Origin of the sequence: Micromonospora sp. NPDC049891 (assembly GCF_040660295.1) — a bacterium.
Classification (GTDB): domain Bacteria; phylum Actinomycetota; class Actinomycetes; order Mycobacteriales; family Micromonosporaceae; genus Micromonospora.
Window position 1 is genome coordinate 21,559 of the sequence record NZ_JBFAML010000024.1, and the last position, 22,335, is coordinate 43,893.

20 protein-coding genes and 1 pseudogene are annotated in these 22,335 nt (G+C 72.3%); 13 read left to right on the plus strand and 8 right to left on the minus strand.

Going from position 1 to position 22,335, the window contains the following annotated elements; translation table 11 throughout:
- The first annotated feature begins 15 nt into the window (after positions 1 to 15).
- The 3 genes from priA to hisF are packed head-to-tail and all read left to right on the plus strand — an operon-like array spanning position 16 to position 2,620.
- Positions 16 to 741: a bifunctional 1-(5-phosphoribosyl)-5-((5-phosphoribosylamino)methylideneamino)imidazole-4-carboxamide isomerase/phosphoribosylanthranilate isomerase PriA gene (gene priA / locus AB0I71_RS24920; protein ID WP_357588505.1), complete on the plus strand. Its 726-nt coding sequence runs from the start codon at positions 16 to 18 to the stop codon at positions 739 to 741.
- Between the two features lie 54 nt (positions 742 to 795).
- On the plus strand, positions 796 to 1,794 hold the full coding sequence (locus tag AB0I71_RS24925; RefSeq protein ID WP_357588507.1) for an NADP-dependent oxidoreductase: 999 nt from the start codon (positions 796 to 798) through the stop codon (positions 1,792 to 1,794).
- A 58-nt stretch (positions 1,795 to 1,852) separates the two neighbouring features.
- Positions 1,853 to 2,620 carry an imidazole glycerol phosphate synthase subunit HisF gene (gene hisF, locus AB0I71_RS24930; RefSeq protein ID WP_357588509.1) on the plus strand — a complete coding sequence of 256 codons (768 nt, stop codon included), beginning with the start codon at positions 1,853 to 1,855 and terminating at the stop codon, positions 2,618 to 2,620.
- A 79-nt stretch (positions 2,621 to 2,699) separates the two neighbouring features.
- Here hisF and AB0I71_RS24935 read toward each other — a convergent pair whose 3' ends face one another.
- Positions 2,700 to 3,161 carry a hypothetical protein gene (locus tag AB0I71_RS24935; protein ID WP_357588511.1) on the minus strand — a complete coding sequence of 154 codons (462 nt, stop codon included), beginning with the start codon at positions 3,159 to 3,161 and terminating at the stop codon, positions 2,700 to 2,702.
- Between the two features lie 143 nt (positions 3,162 to 3,304).
- Entirely contained in the window at positions 3,305 to 3,958 is a 654-nt protein-coding gene (locus AB0I71_RS24940) for a hypothetical protein (protein WP_357588513.1), read from the minus strand.
- 58 nt (positions 3,959 to 4,016) lie between these two features.
- Here AB0I71_RS24940 and AB0I71_RS24945 point away from each other — a divergent pair, with 58 nt between their 5' ends.
- The 3 genes from AB0I71_RS24945 to AB0I71_RS24955 all read left to right on the plus strand — a co-directional run bounded on the left by AB0I71_RS24945 (position 4,017) and on the right by AB0I71_RS24955 (position 8,283).
- On the plus strand, positions 4,017 to 5,474 hold the full coding sequence (locus AB0I71_RS24945) for a PLP-dependent aminotransferase family protein (RefSeq protein ID WP_357588622.1): 1,458 nt from the start codon (positions 4,017 to 4,019) through the stop codon (positions 5,472 to 5,474).
- Positions 5,475 to 5,601: 127 nt separating this feature from the next.
- Positions 5,602 to 6,915 carry a low temperature requirement protein A gene (locus tag AB0I71_RS24950; protein ID WP_357588624.1) on the plus strand — a complete coding sequence of 438 codons (1,314 nt, stop codon included), beginning with the start codon at positions 5,602 to 5,604 and terminating at the stop codon, positions 6,913 to 6,915.
- A gap of 75 nt (positions 6,916 to 6,990) precedes the next feature.
- Complete coding sequence (locus AB0I71_RS24955; RefSeq protein WP_357588515.1) at positions 6,991 to 8,283, plus strand: low temperature requirement protein A; 1,293 nt, start codon at positions 6,991 to 6,993, stop codon at positions 8,281 to 8,283.
- Between the two features lie 83 nt (positions 8,284 to 8,366).
- Here AB0I71_RS24955 and AB0I71_RS24960 read toward each other — a convergent pair whose 3' ends face one another.
- From AB0I71_RS24960 to AB0I71_RS24970, 3 genes are all read right to left on the minus strand, one after another.
- Positions 8,367 to 10,187: a long-chain fatty acid--CoA ligase gene (locus AB0I71_RS24960; RefSeq protein WP_357588517.1), complete on the minus strand. Its 1,821-nt coding sequence runs from the start codon at positions 10,185 to 10,187 to the stop codon at positions 8,367 to 8,369.
- A 140-nt stretch (positions 10,188 to 10,327) separates the two neighbouring features.
- Positions 10,328 to 11,266: a terpene synthase gene (locus AB0I71_RS24965; RefSeq protein ID WP_357588519.1), complete on the minus strand. Its 939-nt coding sequence runs from the start codon at positions 11,264 to 11,266 to the stop codon at positions 10,328 to 10,330.
- A gap of 122 nt (positions 11,267 to 11,388) precedes the next feature.
- The gene (locus AB0I71_RS24970; protein ID WP_357588521.1) at positions 11,389 to 12,018 is read right to left on the minus strand and encodes a TIGR03085 family metal-binding protein; all 630 of its coding nucleotides are present in this window, start codon (positions 12,016 to 12,018) and stop codon (positions 11,389 to 11,391) included.
- A gap of 162 nt (positions 12,019 to 12,180) precedes the next feature.
- Here AB0I71_RS24970 and AB0I71_RS24975 point away from each other — a divergent pair, with 162 nt between their 5' ends.
- From AB0I71_RS24975 to AB0I71_RS24985, 3 genes are all read left to right on the plus strand, one after another.
- Positions 12,181 to 14,049: an ABC transporter ATP-binding protein gene (locus AB0I71_RS24975; RefSeq protein ID WP_357588523.1), complete on the plus strand. Its 1,869-nt coding sequence runs from the start codon at positions 12,181 to 12,183 to the stop codon at positions 14,047 to 14,049.
- Between the two features lie 11 nt (positions 14,050 to 14,060).
- Positions 14,061 to 15,836 (plus strand): ABC transporter ATP-binding protein, encoded by a 1,776-nt coding sequence (locus AB0I71_RS24980; protein ID WP_357588626.1) that lies wholly within the window; start codon positions 14,061 to 14,063, stop codon positions 15,834 to 15,836.
- A gap of 64 nt (positions 15,837 to 15,900) precedes the next feature.
- Entirely contained in the window at positions 15,901 to 16,632 is a 732-nt protein-coding gene (locus AB0I71_RS24985) for a DUF2470 domain-containing protein (protein WP_357588525.1), read from the plus strand.
- Between the two features lie 27 nt (positions 16,633 to 16,659).
- Here AB0I71_RS24985 and AB0I71_RS24990 read toward each other — a convergent pair whose 3' ends face one another.
- The 3 genes from AB0I71_RS24990 to AB0I71_RS25000 form a co-directional block, all read right to left on the minus strand.
- Complete coding sequence (locus tag AB0I71_RS24990; protein ID WP_357588527.1) at positions 16,660 to 17,256, minus strand: TetR family transcriptional regulator; 597 nt, start codon at positions 17,254 to 17,256, stop codon at positions 16,660 to 16,662.
- Positions 17,257 to 17,333: 77 nt separating this feature from the next.
- A complete protein-coding gene (locus AB0I71_RS24995) occupies positions 17,334 to 18,089 on the minus strand; it encodes an ABC transporter permease (protein ID WP_357588529.1) in 756 nt (251 codons plus the stop codon).
- A complete protein-coding gene (locus AB0I71_RS25000; RefSeq protein WP_357588531.1) occupies positions 18,089 to 18,820 on the minus strand; it encodes an ABC transporter ATP-binding protein in 732 nt (243 codons plus the stop codon). The genes AB0I71_RS24995 and AB0I71_RS25000 overlap by 1 nt, the downstream gene beginning before the upstream one ends.
- A gap of 116 nt (positions 18,821 to 18,936) precedes the next feature.
- On the opposite strand from AB0I71_RS25000, the gene AB0I71_RS25005 reads away from it, so the two are divergent.
- The 4 genes and pseudogenes from AB0I71_RS25005 to AB0I71_RS25020 all read left to right on the plus strand — a co-directional run bounded on the left by AB0I71_RS25005 (position 18,937) and on the right by AB0I71_RS25020 (position 22,335).
- Complete coding sequence (locus AB0I71_RS25005; RefSeq protein WP_357588533.1) at positions 18,937 to 19,329, plus strand: MerR family transcriptional regulator; 393 nt, start codon at positions 18,937 to 18,939, stop codon at positions 19,327 to 19,329.
- Positions 19,330 to 19,822: 493 nt separating this feature from the next.
- Positions 19,823 to 20,146 (plus strand): annotated as a pseudogene (locus AB0I71_RS25010) (phosphoribosyl-AMP cyclohydrolase); the annotation flags it as partial.
- Between the two features lie 180 nt (positions 20,147 to 20,326).
- A complete protein-coding gene (hisI, locus tag AB0I71_RS25015; protein ID WP_357588628.1) occupies positions 20,327 to 20,755 on the plus strand; it encodes a phosphoribosyl-AMP cyclohydrolase in 429 nt (142 codons plus the stop codon).
- The gene (locus AB0I71_RS25020) at positions 20,752 to 22,335 is read left to right on the plus strand and encodes an anthranilate synthase component I (protein WP_357588535.1); all 1,584 of its coding nucleotides are present in this window, start codon (positions 20,752 to 20,754) and stop codon (positions 22,333 to 22,335) included. The genes hisI and AB0I71_RS25020 overlap by 4 nt, the downstream gene beginning before the upstream one ends.

A 22,335-nucleotide genomic window follows, 5' to 3' on the forward strand; every position in this document is an offset into this window, starting at 1 on the left:
AGAGGGACAAGACACATGAGCCTCACCCTGTTGCCCGCCGTGGACGTCGCCGACGGCCAGGCCGTCCGTCTCGTGCAGGGCGCCGCGGGCAGCGAGACCACCTACGGCGACCCGCTGGAGGCCGCGCTGGCGTGGCAGCGGGACGGCGCCGAATGGATCCACCTGGTCGATCTCGATGCCGCGTTCGGTCGGGGCAGCAACGCCGAGCTGCTCGCCGAGGTGGTGCGCCGTCTCGACGTACGGGTGGAACTGTCCGGCGGCATCCGGGACGACGCCTCCCTGCGTGCCGCGTTGGCCACCGGTGCCGAGCGGGTGAACATCGGCACCGCCGCGCTGGAGGACCCGCAGTGGTGCGACCGGGTCTGTGCGGAGTACGGCGACCGGGTCGCGATCGGGCTGGACGTGCGGGGTCGGACCCTGGCCGCCCGGGGCTGGACCCGGGACGGCGGGGACCTGTACGAAGTGCTGGAGCGGCTCGACAAGGCGGGCGCCTCGCGGTACGTGGTCACCGACATCACCAAGGACGGCACCATGCGGGGGCCGAACCTGGACCTGCTGCGCGAGGTGTGCGCCCGTACCGACGCTCCGGTGATCGCGTCCGGCGGCGTCTCCACCCTGGACGACCTGCGGGCGCTGGCGACCCTGGAGTCGGTAGGTGTGGAGGGTGTCATCGCCGGCAAGGCGCTCTACGCGGAGGCGTTCACCGTGGCGCAGGCCCTGGCGGTCCTCGCCAACCCGTGATCTGGCCCCGGCCCCGCCGCGCCACCGCCCCGACGGCAGAGGAAGGACACCCCCGTGCCCACCAACCGTGAGATCCAGCTGGCCTCGCGCCCGCAGGGCTGGCCCACCGAGGACAATTTCCGGCTCGTCACCGCCGAGGTTCCCACGCCCGGCCCGGGGCAGTTGCTCGTGCGCAACCAGTACATGTCGGTGGACCCGTACATGCGTGGGCGGATGAACGACGTGCGGTCCTACGTACCGCCGTTCGCCCTGGACGCACCGCTGGACGGCGGGGCGGTGGGTGAGGTGGTCGGCGGCGAGGCCGACGGGTTCGCCCCGGGCGACATCGTGCTGCACGGCCTCGGCTGGCGGGACTACGCGCTTGTCGAGGCGAAGGCCGCCCGGAAGGTCGAGCCGGGTCTGGCGCCCGTGACCGCGTACCTCGGTGTGCTCGGGATGACCGGGCTGACCGCGTACGCCGGGCTGCTGGAGGTGGCCGCCATGCGCCCGGGTGAGACGGTCTTCGTCTCCGGGGCGGCCGGCGCGGTCGGCAGCATGGTCGGCCAGATCGCCCGGCTCAGCGGGGCCGGGCGGGTGATCGGCAGCGCCGGGTCGGCGGCCAAGGTCGAGCGGCTGCGGGCGCTCGGCTTCGACGCCGCGTTCGACTACCACGACGGCCCGGTACGCGACAGCCTGCGGGCCGCCGCCCCCGACGGCGTCGACGTCTACTTCGACAACGTCGGTGGCGAGCATCTGGAGGCCGCCATCTCGTCGATGAACCTGCACGGCCGGGCGGCGATCTGCGGCATGATCGCGCACTACAACGACACCGAGGCGCCGGCTGCCCCACGCAACCTGGCCCAGGTCATCGGCAAGCGGCTGACCCTGCGCGGTTTCCTGGTCAGCGATCACAACCACCTGCGGGAGCAGTTCGTGCGGGAGGTCTCCGGCTGGCTGCGCGAGGGCGCGCTGTCGTATGACGAGACGATCGTCGACGGGCTGGAGAACGCCCCGGCGGCCTTCCTCGGCCTGCTGCGGGGGGAGAACCTCGGCAAGATGCTGGTGCGTCTGTGACCGGCGGCGCACGCCGTGGGGCCGGCAGGCGTCGTACCGGCGGCGATAGGCTCGGCACATGACGGTGGCGGTGCGGGTGATCCCCTGTCTCGACGTGGACGCGGGTCGGGTGGTCAAGGGCGTCAACTTCCTCGACCTGCGGGACGCGGGCGACCCCGTCGAGCTCGCTGCCGCGTACGACCGCGCGGGTGCCGACGAGTTGACCTTCCTCGACGTCACCGCCTCCGCCAGCGACCGGGGCACCATGCTCGACGTGGTCCGGCGTACGGCGGAGTCGGTGTTCATCCCGCTGACCGTCGGCGGCGGCGTGCGGACGGTGGCGGACGTGGACACCCTGCTGCGCGCGGGCGCCGACAAGATCGGGGTGAACACGGCGGCGATCGCCCGGCCGGAGCTGCTCGCCGAGATCGCGGAGCGGTTCGGTCGGCAGGTGCTGGTGCTCTCGCTCGACGTGCGGCGGGCACCGGCGGGCGGCACCGAAAGCGGCTTCGAGGTGACCACCCACGGCGGCCGGCGTGGCACCGGGCTGGACGCCGTGCAGTGGGCGCGGCGCGGCGCGGAACTGGGCGCGGGTGAGATCCTGCTCAACTCGATGGACGCCGACGGCACGAAGGCCGGTTTCGATCTCGAACTCATCGGCGCGGTGCGCCGGGTCGTCGACGTTCCGGTGGTGGCCAGCGGGGGTGCGGGGGAAGCGGCCCACTTCCCTCCGGCGATCGGCGCCGGCGCCGACGCGGTGCTGGCCGCCAGTGTGTTCCACTTCGGTGAGCTGACCGTGGCGGAGGTCAAGGACGTGCTGCGCGGCGCCGGTCACCCGGTGCGCTGACGCCCGTCGGGGGCGCTGCGACCCGGCCGCCCCGGTCGGCGGTGAGCGTCCTGGTCCGCCGCCCTCGATGGCTGGGCGGTCAGTCGCGGCCGGAGTGCCCCTCCGGCGAGCGCCGGGGCATCGGGATCGAACGCACCAGGTACTCCTGCACGGCGGCGGTGTGCTCCTGCTCGTCGAGGTGCCAGTCCGCGGTGCCCGGGGCGTGCCGGCGGGCGAGCACGCCCTGCACCGTGTCGACGGTGGTGGCCAGTCCGGCGCTGGGTCGGGAGCGCCACAGGTGCTCGCCGTCCGGGGTGATCCGGAACCAGCCGTCGGAGACGTCGACCAGCCCGGCACCGAGCAACCGGCGGATCGCCGCCTCGATGTCGTGCCGTTCGGGGATGCTCTGGTCGAGGTGGTCGGCTGTGGAGAGCACGTCGGCGAGGCGTACTCCCTCAGGACGGCGGGTGGTCGTGGACCGTCGGTGGCGTCCGGCGCCGCTGGCGATCACCAGCGAGACGAAGATCCATGCGTCGGTGCGACGCCAGGCGTTGTCCCCCATGCGGAGATTCTGCCGGGCGACCCGCCTTCAGGAAAACACCGGCCGCCGCACTGCGACAGTGAGTGGCATCATGATTGCCGACAGTCGATGCGGGTGGACGGGGCGCATCCGATCCGGTATGGAGCGGTGGCGCTGGGTGGCCGTCAGGTGGCCGGAGCCGGCTCGATCCGTTCCGCTGCCGGTGGGTTCGGTTCGGCGACGTCGAACAGGGGCAGGAACAGTTGGGCCAGTGGTCCGATGGCCAGTGCGTAGGCGACGGTGCCGATGCCGACCGTACCGCCGAGCACCGCTCCCACGGCCAGCACGCCGACCTCGATGACGGTGCGGATCAGGCGTAGCGACCGACCAGGATGGCGGGCGACCAGGCCGGTCATCAGCCCGTCGCGGGGGCCGGGCCCGAGTCGGGCGCCGAGGTAGAGCGCGGTGGCCGCGCCGTTGCCGACGATCCCGGCGACCAGCAGCACGATCCGCAGCGGGAGTGGCCCCCCGGGTGGCAGCAGGGCCAGGGTCGCGTCGACCGCCACGCCGATCACCACGACGTTGGCGACGGTGCCGAGGCCGGGGCGTTGGCGCAGTGGGATCCAGGCCAGCAGCACCAGCGCGCCCACCGCGATGACCATGGTGCCCATGCTCAGCCCGGTCAGCCGGGACAACCCCTGGTGGAAGACGTCCCACGGGTTCAGCCCCAGCCCGGAGCGGATCATCAGGGCCATGCTGAAGCCGTAGAGGACGAGCCCGACGAACAGGTGCGTCAGCCGTCGGACCGGTCGGTGCCGGAGGTTGCCAATCATTGCCACGCATGCCACTGTAGGTGCCAATTGGCGTCGCGATAGAGCCAATATTGGGAGAGTGGCTATGGTAAGTCAGGTGCGCGGGGTCCAATTGGCCCGGCTGCTCGGGCAGTGGCACGCCCTGCCCGGTCGGCGACGCAGCCCCGACTACGCCGCGCTGGCCGGGGCGGTACGCGGTCTGCTCGCCGATGGGCGGCTACCCCTCGGCGTACGTCTGCCGGCCGAACGGGACCTGGCCGAGGCGCTGCGGATCAGCCGTACCACAGTCACGGCCGCGTACCGCGAGCTGCGCGACAGCGGGCATCTGGCCAGCCGGCGGGGCGCCGGAAGCTGGACGATGCTGCCGGGGACGCACCGGGTGGCGCCCAACGGGCTCTGGATCCCGCTGGACGACCGGGACATGCTCGACCTCGGGGTGGCGGCGTTGGCCGCCCCGCCGGAGCTGCTGCCGGCGGCCCGAGCGGCGGCGGAGGATCTGCCCCGCTACCTCAACGGTGCCGGATACCACCCGATCGGGATCATCGAGCTGCGGGAGGCGGTCGCCCAGCGGTACACCGAGCGGGGCCTGCCCACCTCGCCCGACCAGATCATGGTCACCAACGGCACGCAGCATGCCCTGGACCTGGTGCTGCGGTTGGCGCTCGCGCCGGGCGGCGGGGTGCTTGTCGAGTCGCCGAGCTACCCCAACGCGCTCGCGGCACTCGCCGCCCGGCGGGCCCGGATCACCACCTACGGCCTGGCCACCGACGCGGGCGGCTGGGATGCGGACCTGCTGCTGGGCACGCTGCGGCAGGTGCGCCCCCGGGTCGGCTACCTGATCCCCGACTTCCAGAACCCGACCGGGCACCTGATGCCGGCCGAGCTGCGGGAACGGCTGGTGGCCACGGCGCACGCGGTCGGCACTGATCTCGTGATCGACGAATCGTTCGTGGACCTGCCGCTGGACGGGACCGAGCTGCCACCGCCGACGGCGAGCTTCGACCGACACTCCCGGGTGGTCAGCGTCGGCGGCATGAGCAAGCCGTTCTGGGGCGGGCTGCGGATCGGCTGGATCCGCACCTCGGCGCCGCAGGTGCAGCGGCTGGCCGCGGCGCGGGTGGGTGTCGACATGTCCAGCCCGGTGCTGGACCAGCTGGTCGCGGTGCACCTGCTGGACGTGGCGCCGGCCATCGTCGCCGCCCGGCGGGCACAACTGGCCGTGCAACGTGACGCGTTGCTCGGCGCGCTGGCCGCCCGGCTGCCGGAGTGGCGGGTCACCGTGCCGCGCGGCGGGGTGACGCTCTGGGCCGAGCTGGACGGGCCGATCTCCAGCGCCCTGGCGCGGGCCGCCGAGGAGGTCGGCGTACGCCTGGCACCCGGGCCGCGCTTCGGCCTCGACGGCACCCTGGAGCGTTTCCTGCGGCTGCCGTTCACCCTGCCGGCCACCGACCTGGTCGAGGCCGTCGGGCGGATCGCGGCGGTTCGTTACGACCTGGACCGGGCGGGGCAGCCCCGCTGGCGGGAGCCGAGCGTCATCGCCTGAGCCGGAGCCCGAGCGGGTAGCCGGCGTGTGACAACGACAGCAACACCTACGGCAGGTGGCCGGTGCGGACCGGGCCGATCCCGCCGATCCGCAGTGGCCGGCCGCCGACGGCGGGCAGACTGCCGGGGTGGAGGGCGTCAGCGGGGTGCGGTGGTCACGCGGGGTGCGACCCGGTGCCCCGGGATCCCGCACCACCCGCCTGGAGCTCTTCTACGACCTGGTCTTCGTCTTCGCCTTCATCAAGGTCACCTCGCTCACCGCGGCGAACCCCACCTCGCGCGGCCTGGCGCAGGGGCTGATCGTGATGGCCCTGCTCTGGTGGGCGTGGGCCGGATTCGCCGCGCTCGGCAACGTGGTCCGCACCGATCAGGGTGTCCTGCCGTTCGTCGCGTTCACCACGATGGCTGCCGCGTTCGTGTTCATCCTCGCCATGCCGCAGGCGTTCCGCGGCAGCCTCGGCGGGCTGCCCGGTCCACTTGTCTTCGCCGTCTGCTACTTCATCGTCCGCGCCGTGCCGGTGGCGGTCTTCGGTTGGCTGGCCCGCGGTGATCGCGAGCTGCGCCGCCGCTTCCTGTTAGTGATGGGTCGTGGGCTGGTCGTCGGCGTGCTGGTCCTCGGTGCCGCGTTGGTGCCGCAGCGGCTGGCCAGCGAGCCCGGGGAGATCGGCCTGCGGCTGCTGCTGTGGCTCGCCGCGCTCGCGGTCGACTACACGGCCGCGCTGTCGCTGCGCGGCAGTGGTTGGACGGTGATGTCGGCCGGTCACTGGGCGGAGCGGCACGCCCAGATCGTGCTGGTGGCCCTCGGCGAGACGATCATCGCGCTGGGGCTTGGCACCGGATTCGCCGCCGAACTGCCGCTGAGCTGGTCGGTGATCATCGCGGCGACCTGCGGTGTGGCGGTGGTGGCGGGGTTGTGGTGGGCGTACTTCGACACCTTCGCACTGGCCCTGGAGCAGGCGCTGCACCGGACCCGGGATCCGTTGGTCCGGGCGGTGCTGGCCCGGGACGCGTACACCTATCTGCACCTGCCGTTGGTCGCCGGCCCGGTCCTGCTCGCCCTCGGCCTCAAGGGGCTGCTCGACGGAACCGCCGAGCCGGACGTCCCGTTCGGCGGTGCTCGCCTGCCCGGGTTCGATCTGCTGGTCCTGTACGGCGGGGTGGGCGTGTACCTGCTAACCCTGGTGGTGCTGGGCTGGCGGGTGCTGCGGCTGTCCCGGTGGCCGACGCTCGCCTGTGTCGTCCTGCTGGGGGCGCTGTCACCGGTCGCCGCCCGGTTGCCGGAACTGGCCGCGCTGGGGTTGCTGACGGTGGTCGTGCTGGCCACGGTGGTGGTGCAGACGACTGTGGACGCGGGGCTGCGTCGCCGGGTGCGTGAGGTGGCGCTGGCGGAACAGCTCGCCACCGAGGCCGAGCAGACCACCTGGCGGGGGCGCCACCTGTGACTGGCGGCCGGACCCCATTTCCGGGGTTCGATCAAACATCCCCGGGCCTGTCATCATCCTTGGCACACTGCCGGGGTGGGCACCGGCGGCAGATCCGATCTGGTCAGCTGGGGACGGCCGGGCACCCGGGTGACCCGGCTCGAACTCTTCTACGACGTGGTCTTCGTCTTCGCCTTCCTCAACGTCACCACCTTGACCTCCGAGCAACTGACCGCGGTGGCCCTGATCGAGATACTCCTCGTGCTGGCGTTGCTCTGGTCGTGCTGGACCGGCTTCGCCGCACTCGGCAATCTCGTCCGTGCCGACCAGGGGATCATGCCTGCGGTCGGCTTCGGCGTCATGGCGTCAATCTTCGTGCTGGCCCTCACCACCGATGTGGCGTTCTACGACGAGCCGGGCGGTCTGGTCGGCCCGCTGGTGTTCGCCACGGCCTACCTGCTCACCTGGCTCATCAAGATCGTGGCCTTCTGGGCGGGCGTGACCGTGTCGTCACGCCGCCGGGCGGTGCTGCTGACCCTACCGGCGACGGGCGGCGCGGTGCTCATCCTGATCGCCGCCGTGCTGCCCGACATGCTCTTCGGTGAAAGGGTGGCGCTGGGTGTGCGGCTCGGGCTGTGGATGGTGGCGTTGTCGTTCGAGTACACCATTGCCCTCCTGCTGATCCGCACCACCTGGCAGGTGCGCTCGGCCGGGCATCTGGCCGAGCGGCACGGACTGATCGTGCTCGTCGCGCTGGGTGAGTCGGTGATCGCCCTTGGCCTGGGTGCGGCGGAGCGCACCGGACGGCCGATCAGCTGGTGGGCCATCTACGCGGCGGGTGTCACCCTCAGCATCATCTTCGCCCTGTGGTGGCTCTACTTCGACACCCTCGCCCTCGCCATGGAGCAGCACCTGCACGGCGTGCGGGGGCCGGAGCGGATCCCCCTGGTCCGGGACGTGTACACCTACCTGCACCTGCCGTTGATCGTCGGAATCATCTTCTTCGCCCTCGGGATCAAGCGCATGCTCGCCCGCCTCACCGACCCCGCCGTGCTGCCCGACCAGGACACCTTCGGCGGGTTGGAACTGCTCTCGCTCTACGGCGGGCTGGTGCTCTACCTGCTGGCATTGGTCGCCATGCAGTGGCGCATGTTCCATCGCCTGCCCCGCCGGCCGCTGGTAGGTGCCGGCGTGCTGGCGGTCTCGGCGCCGGCACTGCTGTCGTTGCCGAGCCTGGCCGACCTGACCCTGGTCGGCACGGTCTTCGTCGTGCTGGTGCTGGTGCAGGTCGGGCGGGACCGCCTGGTGCGCCGACGGGTGCGGTGCCTGGCCCTGGAGGAGCAGGTCGCCCTGGAGGACGAGGCGAACGTGTTCCGCCGCCGGCTGTGACACCGACCCCGCGGCGCGGGGAACCGGGCACCGGCACCGGCCCCGCACCTGGCGCAGGTACGGGGCCGGGGGATGACCGTCGATCAGATCTCGGCGACGGTGCCGACGTACATCTTGTCGATCTCGTCGGAGAAGTTGTTCTCCACCCCACGGCGCTTGATCTTCAGCGACGGGGTGATCTCGCCGTCCTCGATGGTCAGGTCACGCGGCAGGATGGTGACCTTCTTGATGGTCTCCCAGCGGTTCAGCTTCTGGTTGAGCTGGGCGACGTACTCCTCCACCATGGCCTGGGCCTCGGGGGAGGCGACGATCTCGGCGTACGGGCGCCCCTCCAGCGGGGTGCCGGCCGCCCATCCGGTGATTGCGTCCGGATCCAGCGTCACAAGCATGGTGCAGTAGTTGCGGGCCTGACCGATGACCACGGCCTGCGAGGTGTACGGGCAGGTGGCCTTGAACATGCCCTCGATGTGCGACGGCGCGACGTACTTGCCACCAGAGGTCTTGACCAGGTCCTTCTTGCGGTCGGTGATGCGCAGGTAGCCGTCGTCGTCGAGGCTGCCGATGTCACCGGTACGGAAGAAGCCGTCCTCGGTGAACGCGGCGGCGGTCTCCTCGGGCAGGTTGTGGTAGCCCCGCATCACCGGCCGGCCCTTGAGCAGGATCTCGCCGTCGGTGTCGATGCGGCACTCGAGGTCACCCATGGCCTTGCCGACGGTGCCGATCCGCAGCCCGTCAGGCGGGTTGACGAAGTTGCCCGCGCTCGTCTCGGTCAGCCCGTAACCCTCGGAGATCGGCAGGTTCGCCGCGGCGAAGAAGGTGGCGATCTCCGGGCTGAGCGGGGCGGCACCGGAGACCAGCACCCGGATCCGGCCGCCGAGCCGGGCCTGGAGCTTGCTGAAGACCAGCTTCTCGGCCACCGTGTACTTGAGCTTCAGCCCGCCCGGCACCGGCTTGCCGGCCTGCTCCAGGGCGACCTTCTCCTTGCCGACGCCGACCGCCCAGGCGAAGATCTTGGCCTTCGCCCCGCCGGCGTCCTGCGCGGTGGTGACCGACTTGTTGTAGACCTTCTCGTAGACGCGGGGTGCGCCGCACATCAGCGTCGGGCGGACCACCGAGAGCAGTTCGACGAGCTTGTCGACCCGGCCGTCCACGTACGTGGGCAGGCCGACGTGGGTGGCGCCGCAGAGCAGCGTCTTGCCGAACGAGTGGGACAGCGGCAGCCAGAGGTACTGCAGGTCGTCCTCGCGGAGCAGCCCGACCGCCTCCTGTGCCACACCCTCCCAGCACCAGCCGCCGTGCAGCAGCTCGACGCCCTTGGGACGGCCGGTGGTGCCGGAGGTGTAGATCAGGGTGGCCAGGTGGTCCGGGCCGATACCGGCGACCAGGCGCTCGATCAGCTCCGGGTCCTCGGCGAGTCGCTGGGCACCCTGCTCCTCCAGTTGGGCGAGGGTCAGCTGGGGCACGGCAGCGGACGGGTCGGTGGCACCGTCGAAGAGGACCACGTGGGTCAGCGCGGGCAGTTGCGCCCCGGCGATCTTCGCCGCCTGGTCCGGGTTCTCCGCGAACAGCACCTTGGAGCCGGAGTCGGAGATGATGTAGGTGGCGTCCTCGGGCTCCGTGGTCGGGTAGACCGTGGTCGTGGCGCCGCTGGCGCACATGATGCCGAAGTCGGCGATCACCCATTCGAGGCGGGTGTTCGCCAGGATCGCGACCCGGTCCTCCTGACCGACGCCCAGCCCGTGCAGGCCGGCGGCGATCGCCTTGGCCCGCTGGGAGACCTGTTCCCAGGTCAGCCAGACCGGTCCGTCGGGGCCGGGGTGGGCGAAAGCGTGGCGTTCGGGGGTCGCCGCCACGCGCTTGAGGAACATGTCAGGAATGGAGCTGTACGGTACATCGAGAGCCATCGCTGTAGCCGCCTTCGGGGGTGGAGGCGTGACGGTCGTCACGGTCGGTGTTCGTTACCGAAGGGTATTGCCTGTCCCTGGGCGTCGGCTAGCCCTGACGATCATCGACCAGCCCATTCCCGCTAATTGGAACGGTCGTCTCACGAATAGCGCGCTGCCGCCCGTGACCAGTCGTAGGTGGCCCGGATCCAGTTCCGCCGGGTGTCCAGCGCCGGACGCACCGCGTCGCCGTGGCTGGCCAGCAGGTCGGTCTCGGCCGCCAGGTAGGCGCCGAGCCGATCGTTGAAGCGGTCGGCGGCGGCCCGCAGCGCCACCGACTCGTCGCCGGTCTCCCTGGTCAGCACCGTGATCAGATTGTGCGCGTCCGGCCCGCCCTGGTGTTCCTTGCGGTAGGAGAAGACATCGTTGCACCAGCAGATCAGATCGGCGGCGAGCATCTCCAGCGTGGCCCAACCGGGGTCGGCTCGGCGGACGGCCGGCGGAAAGCCGTCCAGGGCCAGGTCGGTCAGGGTCAGGCTGGGGTAGACGGCACCGGTGTGCCGGCGCATCTGGACGTACTCGTCGACAGGTGGGACCCGCTCGTGCTCCCGGTTGGCCGCCTCCCACAGCAGCGCGAGCAGGTACTCGCGCATCCCGGCGACGAACCGCAGCAGCACGGCCGGGCGCCGGTGCCCACGCACCCGCTGGCACAGGTCGGCCAGGCCGAGAGCCAGCGTCCCGGCGGCGCCGGGCGGCACCGGACCCGGCGCGCCCTGGCGGTCCAGCACGTCCAGCAGCGCGGCCACGGTCGGCGCGAGCCGGGTAGGCTCGGCACCCAGTCCGTCCTCGTCGCAGGCGTCGTCCATCACGAACAGCCAGGAGATCAGGTCGGTCAGCAGGCGCAGACGCTCCAGCGGAGCCTGCGGGCAGGCCCGACCGGCGAGCCCGGCGGCGTCCGCCCGCTGCAGCCGCTGCCCGTTACTGATCAGCCCCAAGTCCTGCGCCCAGTCCGCGCTCTCCCGGGCCACGCGCTCGGTGTCACCGTGCCGGAGGCCGGCGAACGGTGGCTCTCGCAGGGCCGAGACCACAAAGCTTCGCATCGCGCTCCCTGTCGCCGCCCCCCCACGAGGCGGCGCGGTCAGAGTACGGGAGCAGGGATGGCGGCCGGTCGATGAGTCGAGTAACGTTTCGGATTTCGCCGTGACCGGTTCCGCACAGAGGGTTAGAAGCCCAGGTTGGCGGTGCGAAGCCGATCGGCCGAGGCCGGGGTGCCATCGAGTTGCACCCGCGCCGCGCGTTGCCGACCGGACAGGAACAAGGCCAGCTCACCGGGCGTGCCGACCAGCCGCAACGGTTCACCGCCACGGCCGGTGGCCACCTCGCCGTGGCCCGGCGCCTGGACCAGCAACTGGGCGGGGAAGCGGCGCAGGGCCAGCCGGCCGAGGGCCGACACCCGACGCCACAGCGCCCGCTCCAACCCCGCCGGCACCTCACGGGGCTGCCAGCCGGGCTGGGCGCGGCGTACGTCCTCGTGATGGATGAAGAACTCAAGCGTGTTGGTCAGCTCGTCGGTCAGCGGGTTGCTCACCGGGCTCCACAGCGGAGGACGTCGCACCTGGCCGAGCAGCTCGGTCCAGTCGAGGGCGGCGACCTGGCGCCGCACCCGCTCGGCGTACCCGCTCAGCGGTGGCAGGAAGATGCCCGTCGCGGCGTCCGGCCGGCGCTCCCGGACCACCAGGTGCGCGGCGAGGTCACGAGTCGTCCAGCCCTCGTTGAGGGTCGGGGCGTCGGGGCCCAGGGTGGACATCAGCTCGGTGAGCGCCTCGCGCTCCGATCGGGCGTACCGCGACATGACAGTGATCGTAAGCCGGTGCGGGCGAGGTCGCGTGCCGAGCGCGGCGAGCCTGTCGATCGGGCCCCAGGGTGACGTCGGACATATCACCGTGGGTCGGCGTACCCGGCGCGCAGCGGTAAGGATGAGGGAGGATTATGGCGGCTTACGGCGGGGGAGAATGTGGCGAGCGGGACTAGTCGGGACGTGCTCGGTCGCGGGCTGACCGTCCTCGGGCGGGCCATCCGGGAACAGCCGAGGATCTTCGCGGTCGCGGTGTCCGGCAGCGTGCTGTTCGGCCTGATGGTGGTCGCCAGCGCGTTCGTGGTCGGCGCGGTGGTCGGCGACGTGGTGGTGCCGGCCGTCGAGAGCGGGTCGGTGGCGGTGGGCGCGCTGGCGCTGGCCGCCACGGCGCTGCTCGGGCTGAGCGTGCTGCGGGTGGTCGGCATCTTCGGTCGGCGACTGGGCGCCGGCTACATGCAGTTCCGCCTTCAGGCCGCCTACCGCCGCCGGGTCACCCGGCGTTACCTGGAGCTGCCGCTGTCCTGGCACCACCGCAACGCGACAGGCACGCTGCTGTCCAACGCCAACTCCGACGTCGAGGCCGCCTGGCAGCCGATCGCGCCGCTGCCGTTCGCGGTGGGCACGCTCGTGATGCTTGTCGGTGCCGTGGCGTCGCTGTTCGCCGTCGACTGGGCACTGGCGCTGGTCGGGCTGGCCGTCTTCCCGGCCCTGTTCGCGCTCAACGTGGCGTACTCCCGTCGGATGGCCCCGCGTCAGGCGCTGGCGCAACGGCTGCGCGCCGAGGTCAGCGGCATCGCGCACGAGAGCTTCGACGGCGCCCTGGTGGTCAAGACGATGGGTCGCGAGGCTCAGGAGACCGCCCGGTTCGCCGCCCGGGCCGGCCAGTTGCGCGACGCGCTGATCTCGGTCGGCCGGCTGCGGGGCATCTTCGACCCGATGCTGGAGACGCTGCCCAGTCTCGGCACCCTCGCGGTGCTGGTGGTCGGTGCGTACCGGCTGCGGCAGGGGGCCATCGAGGTGTCCGAGCTGGTCAGCGTGGCCTTCCTCTTCACCGTGCTGGCCTTCCCGGTGCGGGCCATCGGCTGGGTGCTGGCTGAACTGCCGCGCAGCGTCGCCGGCTGGGACCGGATCCGCCGGGTGCTCGACGCCACCGGCGAGATGCCGTACGGCGAGACCCGGCCGGACCCGGCCGTGACGACGCCGGCCACGCTCACCTTCGCCGACGTGGGATTCGCCTACGAGCCCGCCGAGGCGCACCTGCCCGGCGCCGAGGTGCTGGGCGAGGTGTCCTTCACCGTGCCGGCCGGAAAGACGGTGGCCCTGGTCGGGCCGACCGGCGCCGGCAAGTCCACGGTCACCGCGTTGGCGGTCCGGCTTGTCGATCCGCAGTCGGGCACGGTCAGCATCGACGGCGTGGACGTCCGGGACCTGGCCGCAGACGTGCTCGCCGGCACGGCCGCGTTGGTCGCCCAGGTGCCGTTCGTCTTCGACGACACCGTCCGGGCCAACGTCTCGCTGGACCGTCCCGGCGTCGACGACGAGGCCGTCTGGGCCGCGCTGCGGCTGGCCGAGGCCGACGGGTTCGTCGCCGCCCTGCCCGACGGGCTGGACACCATGGTCGGTGAGCGGGGTACCTCGCTCTCCGGCGGCCAGCGGCAGCGCCTCACCCTCGCCCGGGCGCTGGCGGGCCGCCCCCGCCTGCTGGTGCTCGACGACGCGACGAGCGCTGTCGACCCCCGGGTGGAGGCCGCCATCCTGGCCGGGCTGCGCTCCTCGGCCGGCGGCGGCCCGGGCGCGTCGATCCTGGTGGTGGCCTACCGGCGGGCCACCATCGCCCTCGCCGACGAGGTCATCTACCTGGAGCAGGGGCGGGTGGTGGCGCGGGGCACCCACAGCACGCTGCTGGCCACCGTGCCGGGCTACGCCGATCTCGTCACCGCCTACGAGCAGGCCGAGGTCGATCACGACCGGCAGCGCACGTACGACGAGGTCACCCCGATGACCTCCGGACTGGAGGTGGACCGGTGAGCGTGGGCTCGGTGACGGTCAGCGACGCGCCGGAGCCGGCCGAGTCGACGTGGCGGACGCTGCGTCGGGGGCTGGCGCTCTCCCCGGAGCTACGGGTCGGGCTGGCCGGCACGCTCGGTCTGGCGCTCGTGTACATGGTCGGCCGGGTGGCCGTGCCGGTGGCGGTGCAGCAGGGCATCGACCGGGGCATCGCCGGCGGGTTGAACCTGGACGCGTTGTTCGTGGTCGTGTCGGTCACCGCGGCGGTGCTGGTGGTGACCACGACCTGTGGCTACCTGATGATGCGCCGACTGTTCACGGTCAGCGAGACGGCGCTGGCGGGGGTTCGGGTACGCGCCTTCCGGCACGTGCACGACCTGTCGATGCTGCACCAGCAGTCGGAGCGGCGGGGTTCGCTTGTCTCCCGGGTCACCAGCGACGTCGACCAGATCACCCAGTTCCTCCAGTGGGGTGGGGTGATCCTGCTTGTCAACCTGGGCCAGCTGGTGGTCACCACGGCCGTCATGCTGGCGTACTCCTGGCAGTTGACGCTTGTGGTCTTCGCCGCCTTCGGGCCGGCGGTGCTGCTGATCCGGCTGCTCCAGCGGCGGCTCGCCGCGGCGTACGGGGTGGTCCGGCAGCGCACCGGCGCCCTGCTGGCGGCGGTCGGTGAGAGCGTGGTCGGCGCGCCGGTGATCCGGGCGTACGGCATCTCGGGGCGCACCGCCCGGCGGCTGGACGAGGCGATCGACGGGCAACGGCGGGCCCAGCAGAAGGCGATCCGGATCAGCATCCTCGGCAGCTCGGTAGGTGAGCTGGCCGCCGGGCTGGCGTTGGCCGGTGTGGTGGTGCTCGGGGTGTTCCTGGGTGCCGACCGGACGCTGAGCATCGGTGAGGTCACCGCGTTCCTGTTCCTGGTGACGCTCTTCATCCAGCCGGTGCAGATCGCCACCGAGGTGCTCAACGAGGCGCAGAACGCGATCGCCGGCTGGCGTCGGGTGCTCGACGTGCTGGACGTCGAACCGGATGTGGCGGATCCGGGTTCGCAGGGGCGCGAGCTGCCGAACGGGCCGTTGGACATCCGCTTCGGCGGGGTGCGGTTCGCCTACCCGGGCGGCCCGACGGTGCTGCACGACATCAGCCTGGAGATTCCGGCGAAGAGTCGGGTGGCGGTGGTCGGTGAGACCGGCAGCGGCAAGACGACCTTCGCGAAGCTGGTGACCCGGTTGATGGATCCGACCGCGGGAGCGGTGCTGTTGTCGGGGGTGCCGCTCACCGACGTGCGGTTCGACTCGCTGCGTTCGCGCGTGGTGATGGTTCCGCAGGACGGTTTCCTGTTCGACGCGACGGTGGCCGACAACGTCCGCTTCGCCCGTCCGGAGCTGACCGATGAGCAGCTCACCGCGGCTTTCACCGAGCTGGGTCTGGCCGACTGGCTGGACGGGCTGCCCGCCGGGCTGGCGACCGGGGTGGGTGAGCGTGGCGAGGCGTTGAGCGTGGGGGAGCGGCAGTTGGTGGCGTTGGCCCGGGCGTACGTGGCCGACCCGGACCTGCTGGTGCTGGACGAGGCGACGAGTGCGGTGGACCCGGCCACCGAGGTGCGGTTGCAGCGGACGTTGGACGCGGTGACCCGGGGCCGGACCACCCTGGCGATCGCGCACCGGCTCTCGACCGCGCAGAACGCCGACGAGGTGATCGTGGTGGACCGGGGGCGGGTCGTGCAGCGTGGCTCGCACGATGAGCTGATCCGGGAGCCGGATTCGGTGTACGGCCTGCTCTACGCCTCGTGGCTTGAGCAGACCCGGTAGACGGCGCGGGGCCGATGCCATACCCTCCGAGTTAGGTAAGCCTAACCTGAAAGGAGGTCGTGTCATGCGGCCCAGCCCCGCTGAGATCGTCCGGACCCTGGTGGCGGGTCGGTTGCCCGGCCTCGTCCACCTGGCCTGCCGGCCCGGTCTGCACCACGTGCGTCACGCCACCGACCCCGAGGGACGGGTGCTGCTGCTGGTGCCGGTGGTGAGCGATCTCGCGGCGGCGCTGCGTCCCGGCGCCGACGACCGTGCCGTCGCGGTGGTGCTCGACGTGCTCGACCTGCCGCCCGCCGCCGGAGCACCGTCACTCGGCCGGGCCCTGGTCTCCGGCTGGGCGCGCCAGTTGACCGGCGACGAGGCGCGTGCCGGTGCTGTGGACTTCGCCGCGGTGGAGCCCACCGGTGACCTGCTCGACGTCGGCACCCGCTTCCGGCTGTTCCGCTTCGAGGTGGCCGAGGCGCGTTGGCACCGGGCCGGCGACCTGCGCCGGATCGACCCTCAGGCGTACGCCGAGGCCGAGCCGGACCCGCTGCACCCGGTCGAGGCGGGGCTGCTCAGCCACCTGGGCGACGAACACGCCCAGCGGATGACGGACTACCTGCGCCAGCAGCTCGGCCTGGCCGCCGGTCCGGCCGAGCACGCACCGCGCGTCGAGCGGATCGACAGGTACGGGATGCTTGTGACCTTCGGCCGACCGGGCGGCCGGCGACGGGCCCGGCTCTCCTTCGGCCGACGGCTGGCCGACCAGGCCGAGCTGACCCGGCTGCTGCACCCGGTGTTCTGCGCGGGCTGAGCGGCGGTCCCGCCGGTCCTGGCGGGGTCAACCGGGAAGGTCGCCGGTGAGATAGCGCTGCACGGTCGGGCCGACCATGGCGATCAGGGTTTCCGGCGCGACGGAGGCGACCGGCTCCAGCCGGATCACGTAGCGCATCAGGGCCAGCCCGACGAGCTGGCTGGCCACCAGCGACCCGCGCAGCGGCACCTCGGCCGGGTCGACGTCGAGCTGGTCGAGGACCCGCCGCAGCACCTGGGTGGTGAGGAACTCGCGCAGCAGCCGGGCGGTCCACTCGCTGCTGACCGCGGAGCGCAGCAGGGCCACCCCGGCGACGCCGGCCGGCGAGTCCCACACCGTGACGAACATGCGTACCAGCCGCTCACCGAGGGCGGCGCGGTCACCGGCGAGCACTTTCGGCAGCAGCTCCCGGGGGTCCACCGGAAACCGCATGGCGGCCAGGAAGAGCTGTTCCTTGTTGCCGAAGTAGTGGTGCACCAGGGCCGGGTCGACCCCGGCGGAGGCGGCGATGGCCCGGATGGTGCTGGCGTCGAATCCGCGTTCGGCGAAGGTGGCCCGGGCCGCGTCGAGAATCGTCTCCCGGGTCCCGGGGTTGCCGGGCCGCCGTCCGCTGCGCCGTACCATCGCTCTCCCTCGCTCCTTCCCGACGGCCGTGCCTGCCCGGCGGCGCGGTCCACGCGCGCCGGGCAGGCACGCTGCGGTCAGCCGCTGCGCCGGCGCAGGGTGGCCGCGGCGAGCACCAGCGCGAGCACCGCCGCGGCGGCGACGATCGCCGCGTCGCGCCACATCGTCCCGGTCGGTTCGGCGTGCGCGCCGACCTCCTGCAGAGCCTCGACGGCGTACGACAGGGGCAGCACGTCACTTACCGCCTGCAACCAGCCGGCCATCTCGTCGCGGGGCACGAACAGCCCGCAGAGCAGCAGTTGTGGCGCGACCACGACCGGCATGAACTGTACGGCCTGGAACTCGGTGCGGGCGAAGGCGCTGCAGAGCAGCCCGAGCGCGACGGCGAGCACCGCGTTCAGCGCGGCGATCATGATGACCAGGGCGCTGCTGCCGGCCGTCTCCAGGCCGAAGACCCAGTACGCGACGGCCGAGGCGATGACCGCCTGCACCGCACCGGCCAGCCCGAACGCGATCCCGTACCCGAAGAGCAGGTCGGTCTTGGCCAGCGGGGTGGTGAGCAGCCGCTCCAGCGTGCCGGTGGTCCGCTCGCGGAGCATCGCGATGCTGGTCACCAGGAACATGATGATGAACGGGAAGAAGCCGAGCATGACCAGCGCGATCCGGTCGAAGGACGACGGTTGCCCGGGCGGCGCGGGCTGGTCGGCGTACATGTAGTAGACCAGGGTGAGCAGCACGGTGGGCACGGCCACCAGCAGCGCGACGGTCCGTCGGTCGTGGCGCAGCTGACGCAGGATCCGTGCGACGGTGGCGGACAGAATGCGCGGGTTCATCACGCCTCCCCGGACTGGTCGGGCTGACTGGCTCTGATCAGCCGCAGGAACGCCTCGTCGAGGTCGTCCACCCCTGCGGTGGCCCGGATGGCGTCGGGCGTGTCGTCGGCGATCAGCCGCCCCTCGCGGATGAGCAGCAACCGGTCGCACCGGGCGGCTTCGTCCATCACGTGACTCGACACCAGCAGGGTCGTCCCGGTCGCGGCCAGGGCGTGGAAGCGGGCCCAGAGGTCCGCCCGCAGCACCGGATCCTGGCCGACGGTGGGCTCGTCGAGCACGATCAGCTCGGGCTCGCCGACAAGCGCGCAGGCCAGCGACGCCCGGCTGCGCTGCCCGCCGGAGAGGGTGCCCACCAGTTGACCCGCCGCCGAGGCCAGTCCGACGTCGGCCACCGCGCGGTCGGCCTCGGCCCGGTCGCGGCCGTGCAGCGCGGCGAAGTAGCGGGCGTTCTCCCGCACCGTCAGGTCGGCGTAGACGCTGGGCGCCTGGGTCAGGTAACCCACCCGGTGGCGCAGCGCCGGTGAACCGGCCGGGGCCCCGAGCACCGTCACCGTGCCGGCGGCGATCACCTGCACTCCGACGACCGCGCGCATGAGCGTGGTCTTGCCGCTGCCGCTCGGCCCGAGCAGACCGGTCACCGAGCCGCGCGGCACCGTGGCGTCGATCCCGTGCAGCACCCGCCGTCCGCCCCGGTCCACGACCAGGTCCTGGACGGCGATCGCGTCCGCCATCGTCCACCTCCCTAATTCATCGTCTGTTGAAATCAACGGTAGGTGAAATACCGCCGGTTCGGCAAGGGCGCGGCGCGGGGTCGCGCCGAACCGGTCGGTGCTGGGACCCTCGAGGAATGGACATCGGTACGCGGGAGCCGACCTTCACCGTCAGCGAGGCGGCCCACCGGGTCGGCCTGACCACCCACACGTTGCGTTGGTACGAGCAGGAGGGCCTGGTGGCGCCGGTGGGCCGGGATTCGGCCGGTCGGCGTCGCTACACTCCGCAGGACGTCAACTGGTTGCTGCTGCTGACCCGGCTGCGTCGTACCGGCATGCCGGTACGCGACATGCGTCGCTACGTCGAGCTGGCCCGACAGGGTGACGGCACGCTCGGCGCCCGGCGGGCGCTGTTCGAGGAGCATCGGGTCCGGGTGCTGGACCGGATGGCCGAGTTGGAGGAGGACCTCAAGGTGCTCGACTTCAAGATCGACCATTACCGGCGGGCGGAGCTGGGCGAGTTCGACTGACTCGGCATCGAAACGGGCGAAACGGCCTGTGGGGCAGCAACGCCTATAGCACGGTCACTGAGCATCAGATCGGACGCCAGGTCCGTCACCGGTCATTGCGCCCCGATCGGACGTGCGGCACGATGGCGCAGTGGATCACGCTCCGTCACCGGACAGTGGGTTCTTCGACGACTGGGCCGCACGGCTGCGGGCGAGCGCCGACCGGCCCGTGGTGGGCATCCTGCTGCGCGGCAGCCACGCTCGCCGGGCCGCCACCGCGCACAGCGACGTCGACGTCGACGTGCTGCTCGGTGGCGCTCCGTACGCGGCCCGCCAGGCGTACTTCGCGGAGCACTCCGGCCGACTGACCCACGTGTCGGTCGCGGCCCGGGACATCCGTTCCTGGGTGACCCGGCTCGGTGAGCCGGCCGACTGGGCGTTCGGCCTGCCGGTGACCGCCCCCACCCGGCTGCTCTGGGCCGACCCGTACTGGCGGCACCGCATCGACCTGCCGGTGCTCTGCCAGCCGGCCGACGAGCCACGGCTGGAGGAACTGATCGCCACGCTCGGCAAGGTGGCCTCGGCCCGGGACGACGAGGACCCGCTCGGTGCCCGGCTGGCCGCCGCCGACCTGGCCCGGCTCTGCCCGTCGGTGTTGCGGCTGGCCAACCCGTCGGTGCGGGTGGTCTCCCGCCGGTCGGCCTTCGCCGCCGCGCTCGACCTGCCGGTGGCGCCCACCGGGTACCGCGAGGACATGCTGCGCTGCCTCGGCCTGCGTCCCGGCTCGACCGGCCAGGTGTGGGCGGCAGCGGCCCGTCTGGTGACCGGCACCCTGCCGCTGATCCGCCCGTACGCCGCCGAGGTGGCCCGGGCGGCTGGTCCAGATCTGGCCGACGCCCTGCTCGACGGGCGCCTGGACCGCTACGTCGCCCAGTTGGCACGGCCCGGCGGCGGTACGCCGTCCGCCAGCCGGGAGCCCGCTGGGGTACCCGCGCCGCGTGCAGGACAATGGGTCACTGTGCCCGTACCTGACGCGCCGGTGACCGGCGCCCACCCAGACCAGCCGGTGCCGCCGGGCGGCTCGCAGCGGCAGTCGCGGCTCGACCCGCAGATCGCCGGCCGCCTGCGGCGCACCCCCGACGGCCTGGTGGCCGCCGTGGTCCGCCAACACGACAGCGGTGAGGTGCTGATGGTGGCCTGGATGGACGACGAGGCCCTGCACCGCACGCTGACCACCGGCCGGGCCACCTACTGGTCGCGCAGCCGGCGCGAGTACTGGGTCAAGGGCGCCACCTCCGGCCACCACCAGTACGTCCGCTCGGTGGCACTCGACTGCGACGGCGACGCGGTGCTGGTGAGCGTCGACCAGGTCGGTGCCGCCTGCCACACCGGGCAGCGCACCTGCTTCTTCACCGAACTCCCCGTCACCGGCGAGGTGACCTCATGAGCGAGCGAAGCGAGCGAATCACCAGGCTCAGCGACGGCCGGGTGAGCCCGGACGCGGCGACCTTCACCGAGCTGGCCGCCCGGTGGCGGGTGGTGCCGGTCACCCGCCGGCTGCTCGCTGACGCGGAGACTCCGGTCGGCGTCTACCGCAAGCTCGCCGGTGGCCCCGGGACCTTCCTGCTGGAGTCTGCCGAGCAGGGGGTCGGCTCGTCCGGGCTGGCCTGGGCGCGGTACTCCTTCGTCGGGGTGCGCAGCAGCGCCACCCTGGTCGAGCGGGACGGCAGCGCGGCCTGGCTCGGCGTGCCGCCGGCCGGGCTGCCGACCACCGGAGACCCGGTCGAGGTGCTGCGCGAGACGGTGACGGCGCTGGCCGGCCCGCCCGGCGCGCCGGGTGACGGGACGCCGCCGCTGACCGGTGGCATGGTCGGCTATCTCGGTTACGACCTGATCCGCCGCTTCGAACGGCTGCCCGCGTTCACCGAGGACGACCTGCGCCTGCCCGAGCTGGGCATGATGCTCGCCACCGACCTGGTGGTGCTCGACCACTTCGACGGTTCGGCGATCCTGGTCGCCAACGCGATCCTGCCGCCGCTGGACGAGCCGGGCCGCGACGAGCGGGTCACCGCCGCCTACCACCACGCGGTGGGCCGGCTGGACGCGATGACCACGGCGCTGTCGCGGCCCATTCCGCCGATGGTCGCCACGGTCGCCCGCCCACCGGCCGGCGAGGTGCGCAGCCGTACCCCGGAGGGCGGGTACCCGAAGGCGGTGGAGGCGGCGAAGGAGGCGATCCGGGCCGGCGAGTGCTTCCAGATCGTGCTCGCCCAGCGGTTCGAGCGGGAGACCGACGCCGACCCGTTGGACGTCTACCGGGTGCTGCGCACCACAAACCCCAGTCCCTACATGTACCTGCTGCGCTTCGACGACTTCGACATCGTCGGGTCGTCGCCCGAGGCGCATCTGAAGGTGACAGGTGAGGTGGACGGTGAGCGGCGGGCACTGCTGCATCCGATCGCCGGCACCCGGCCGCGCGGCGCTACCCCGGAGGCCGACGCCCGGCTCGCCGCCGAGCTGCTCGCCGATCCGAAGGAGCGTGCCGAGCACGTGATGCTCGTCGACCTGGGGCGCAACGACCTCGGCCGGGTCTGCCGTCCCGGCACCGTCGAGGTGCCGGAGTTCGCCACCATCGAGCGGTACAGCCACGTGATGCACATCGTCTCCACAGTGGTCGGCACCCTCCGGGCGGACCGCACCGCCTTCGACGCGCTGGCCGCGACCTTTCCGGCGGGCACCCTCTCCGGCGCGCCGAAGGTGCGCGCCATGGAGATCATCGAGGAGTTGGAGCCGGTCCGTCGGGGTCTTTACGGCGGGACGGTGGGCTACTTCGGCTTCGCCGGCGATCTCGACATGGCCATCGCGATCCGGACCGCGCTGATCCGCGCCGGTCGGGCGTACGTGCAGGCCGGCGCCGGTGTGGTGGCCGACTCCGATCCGGCGGCCGAGGACCAGGAGACCAGGAACAAGGCCGCGGCCGTGCTGGCGGCCATCGCCGCCGCGGAAACCCTCAGGCCGGCCCGGTGA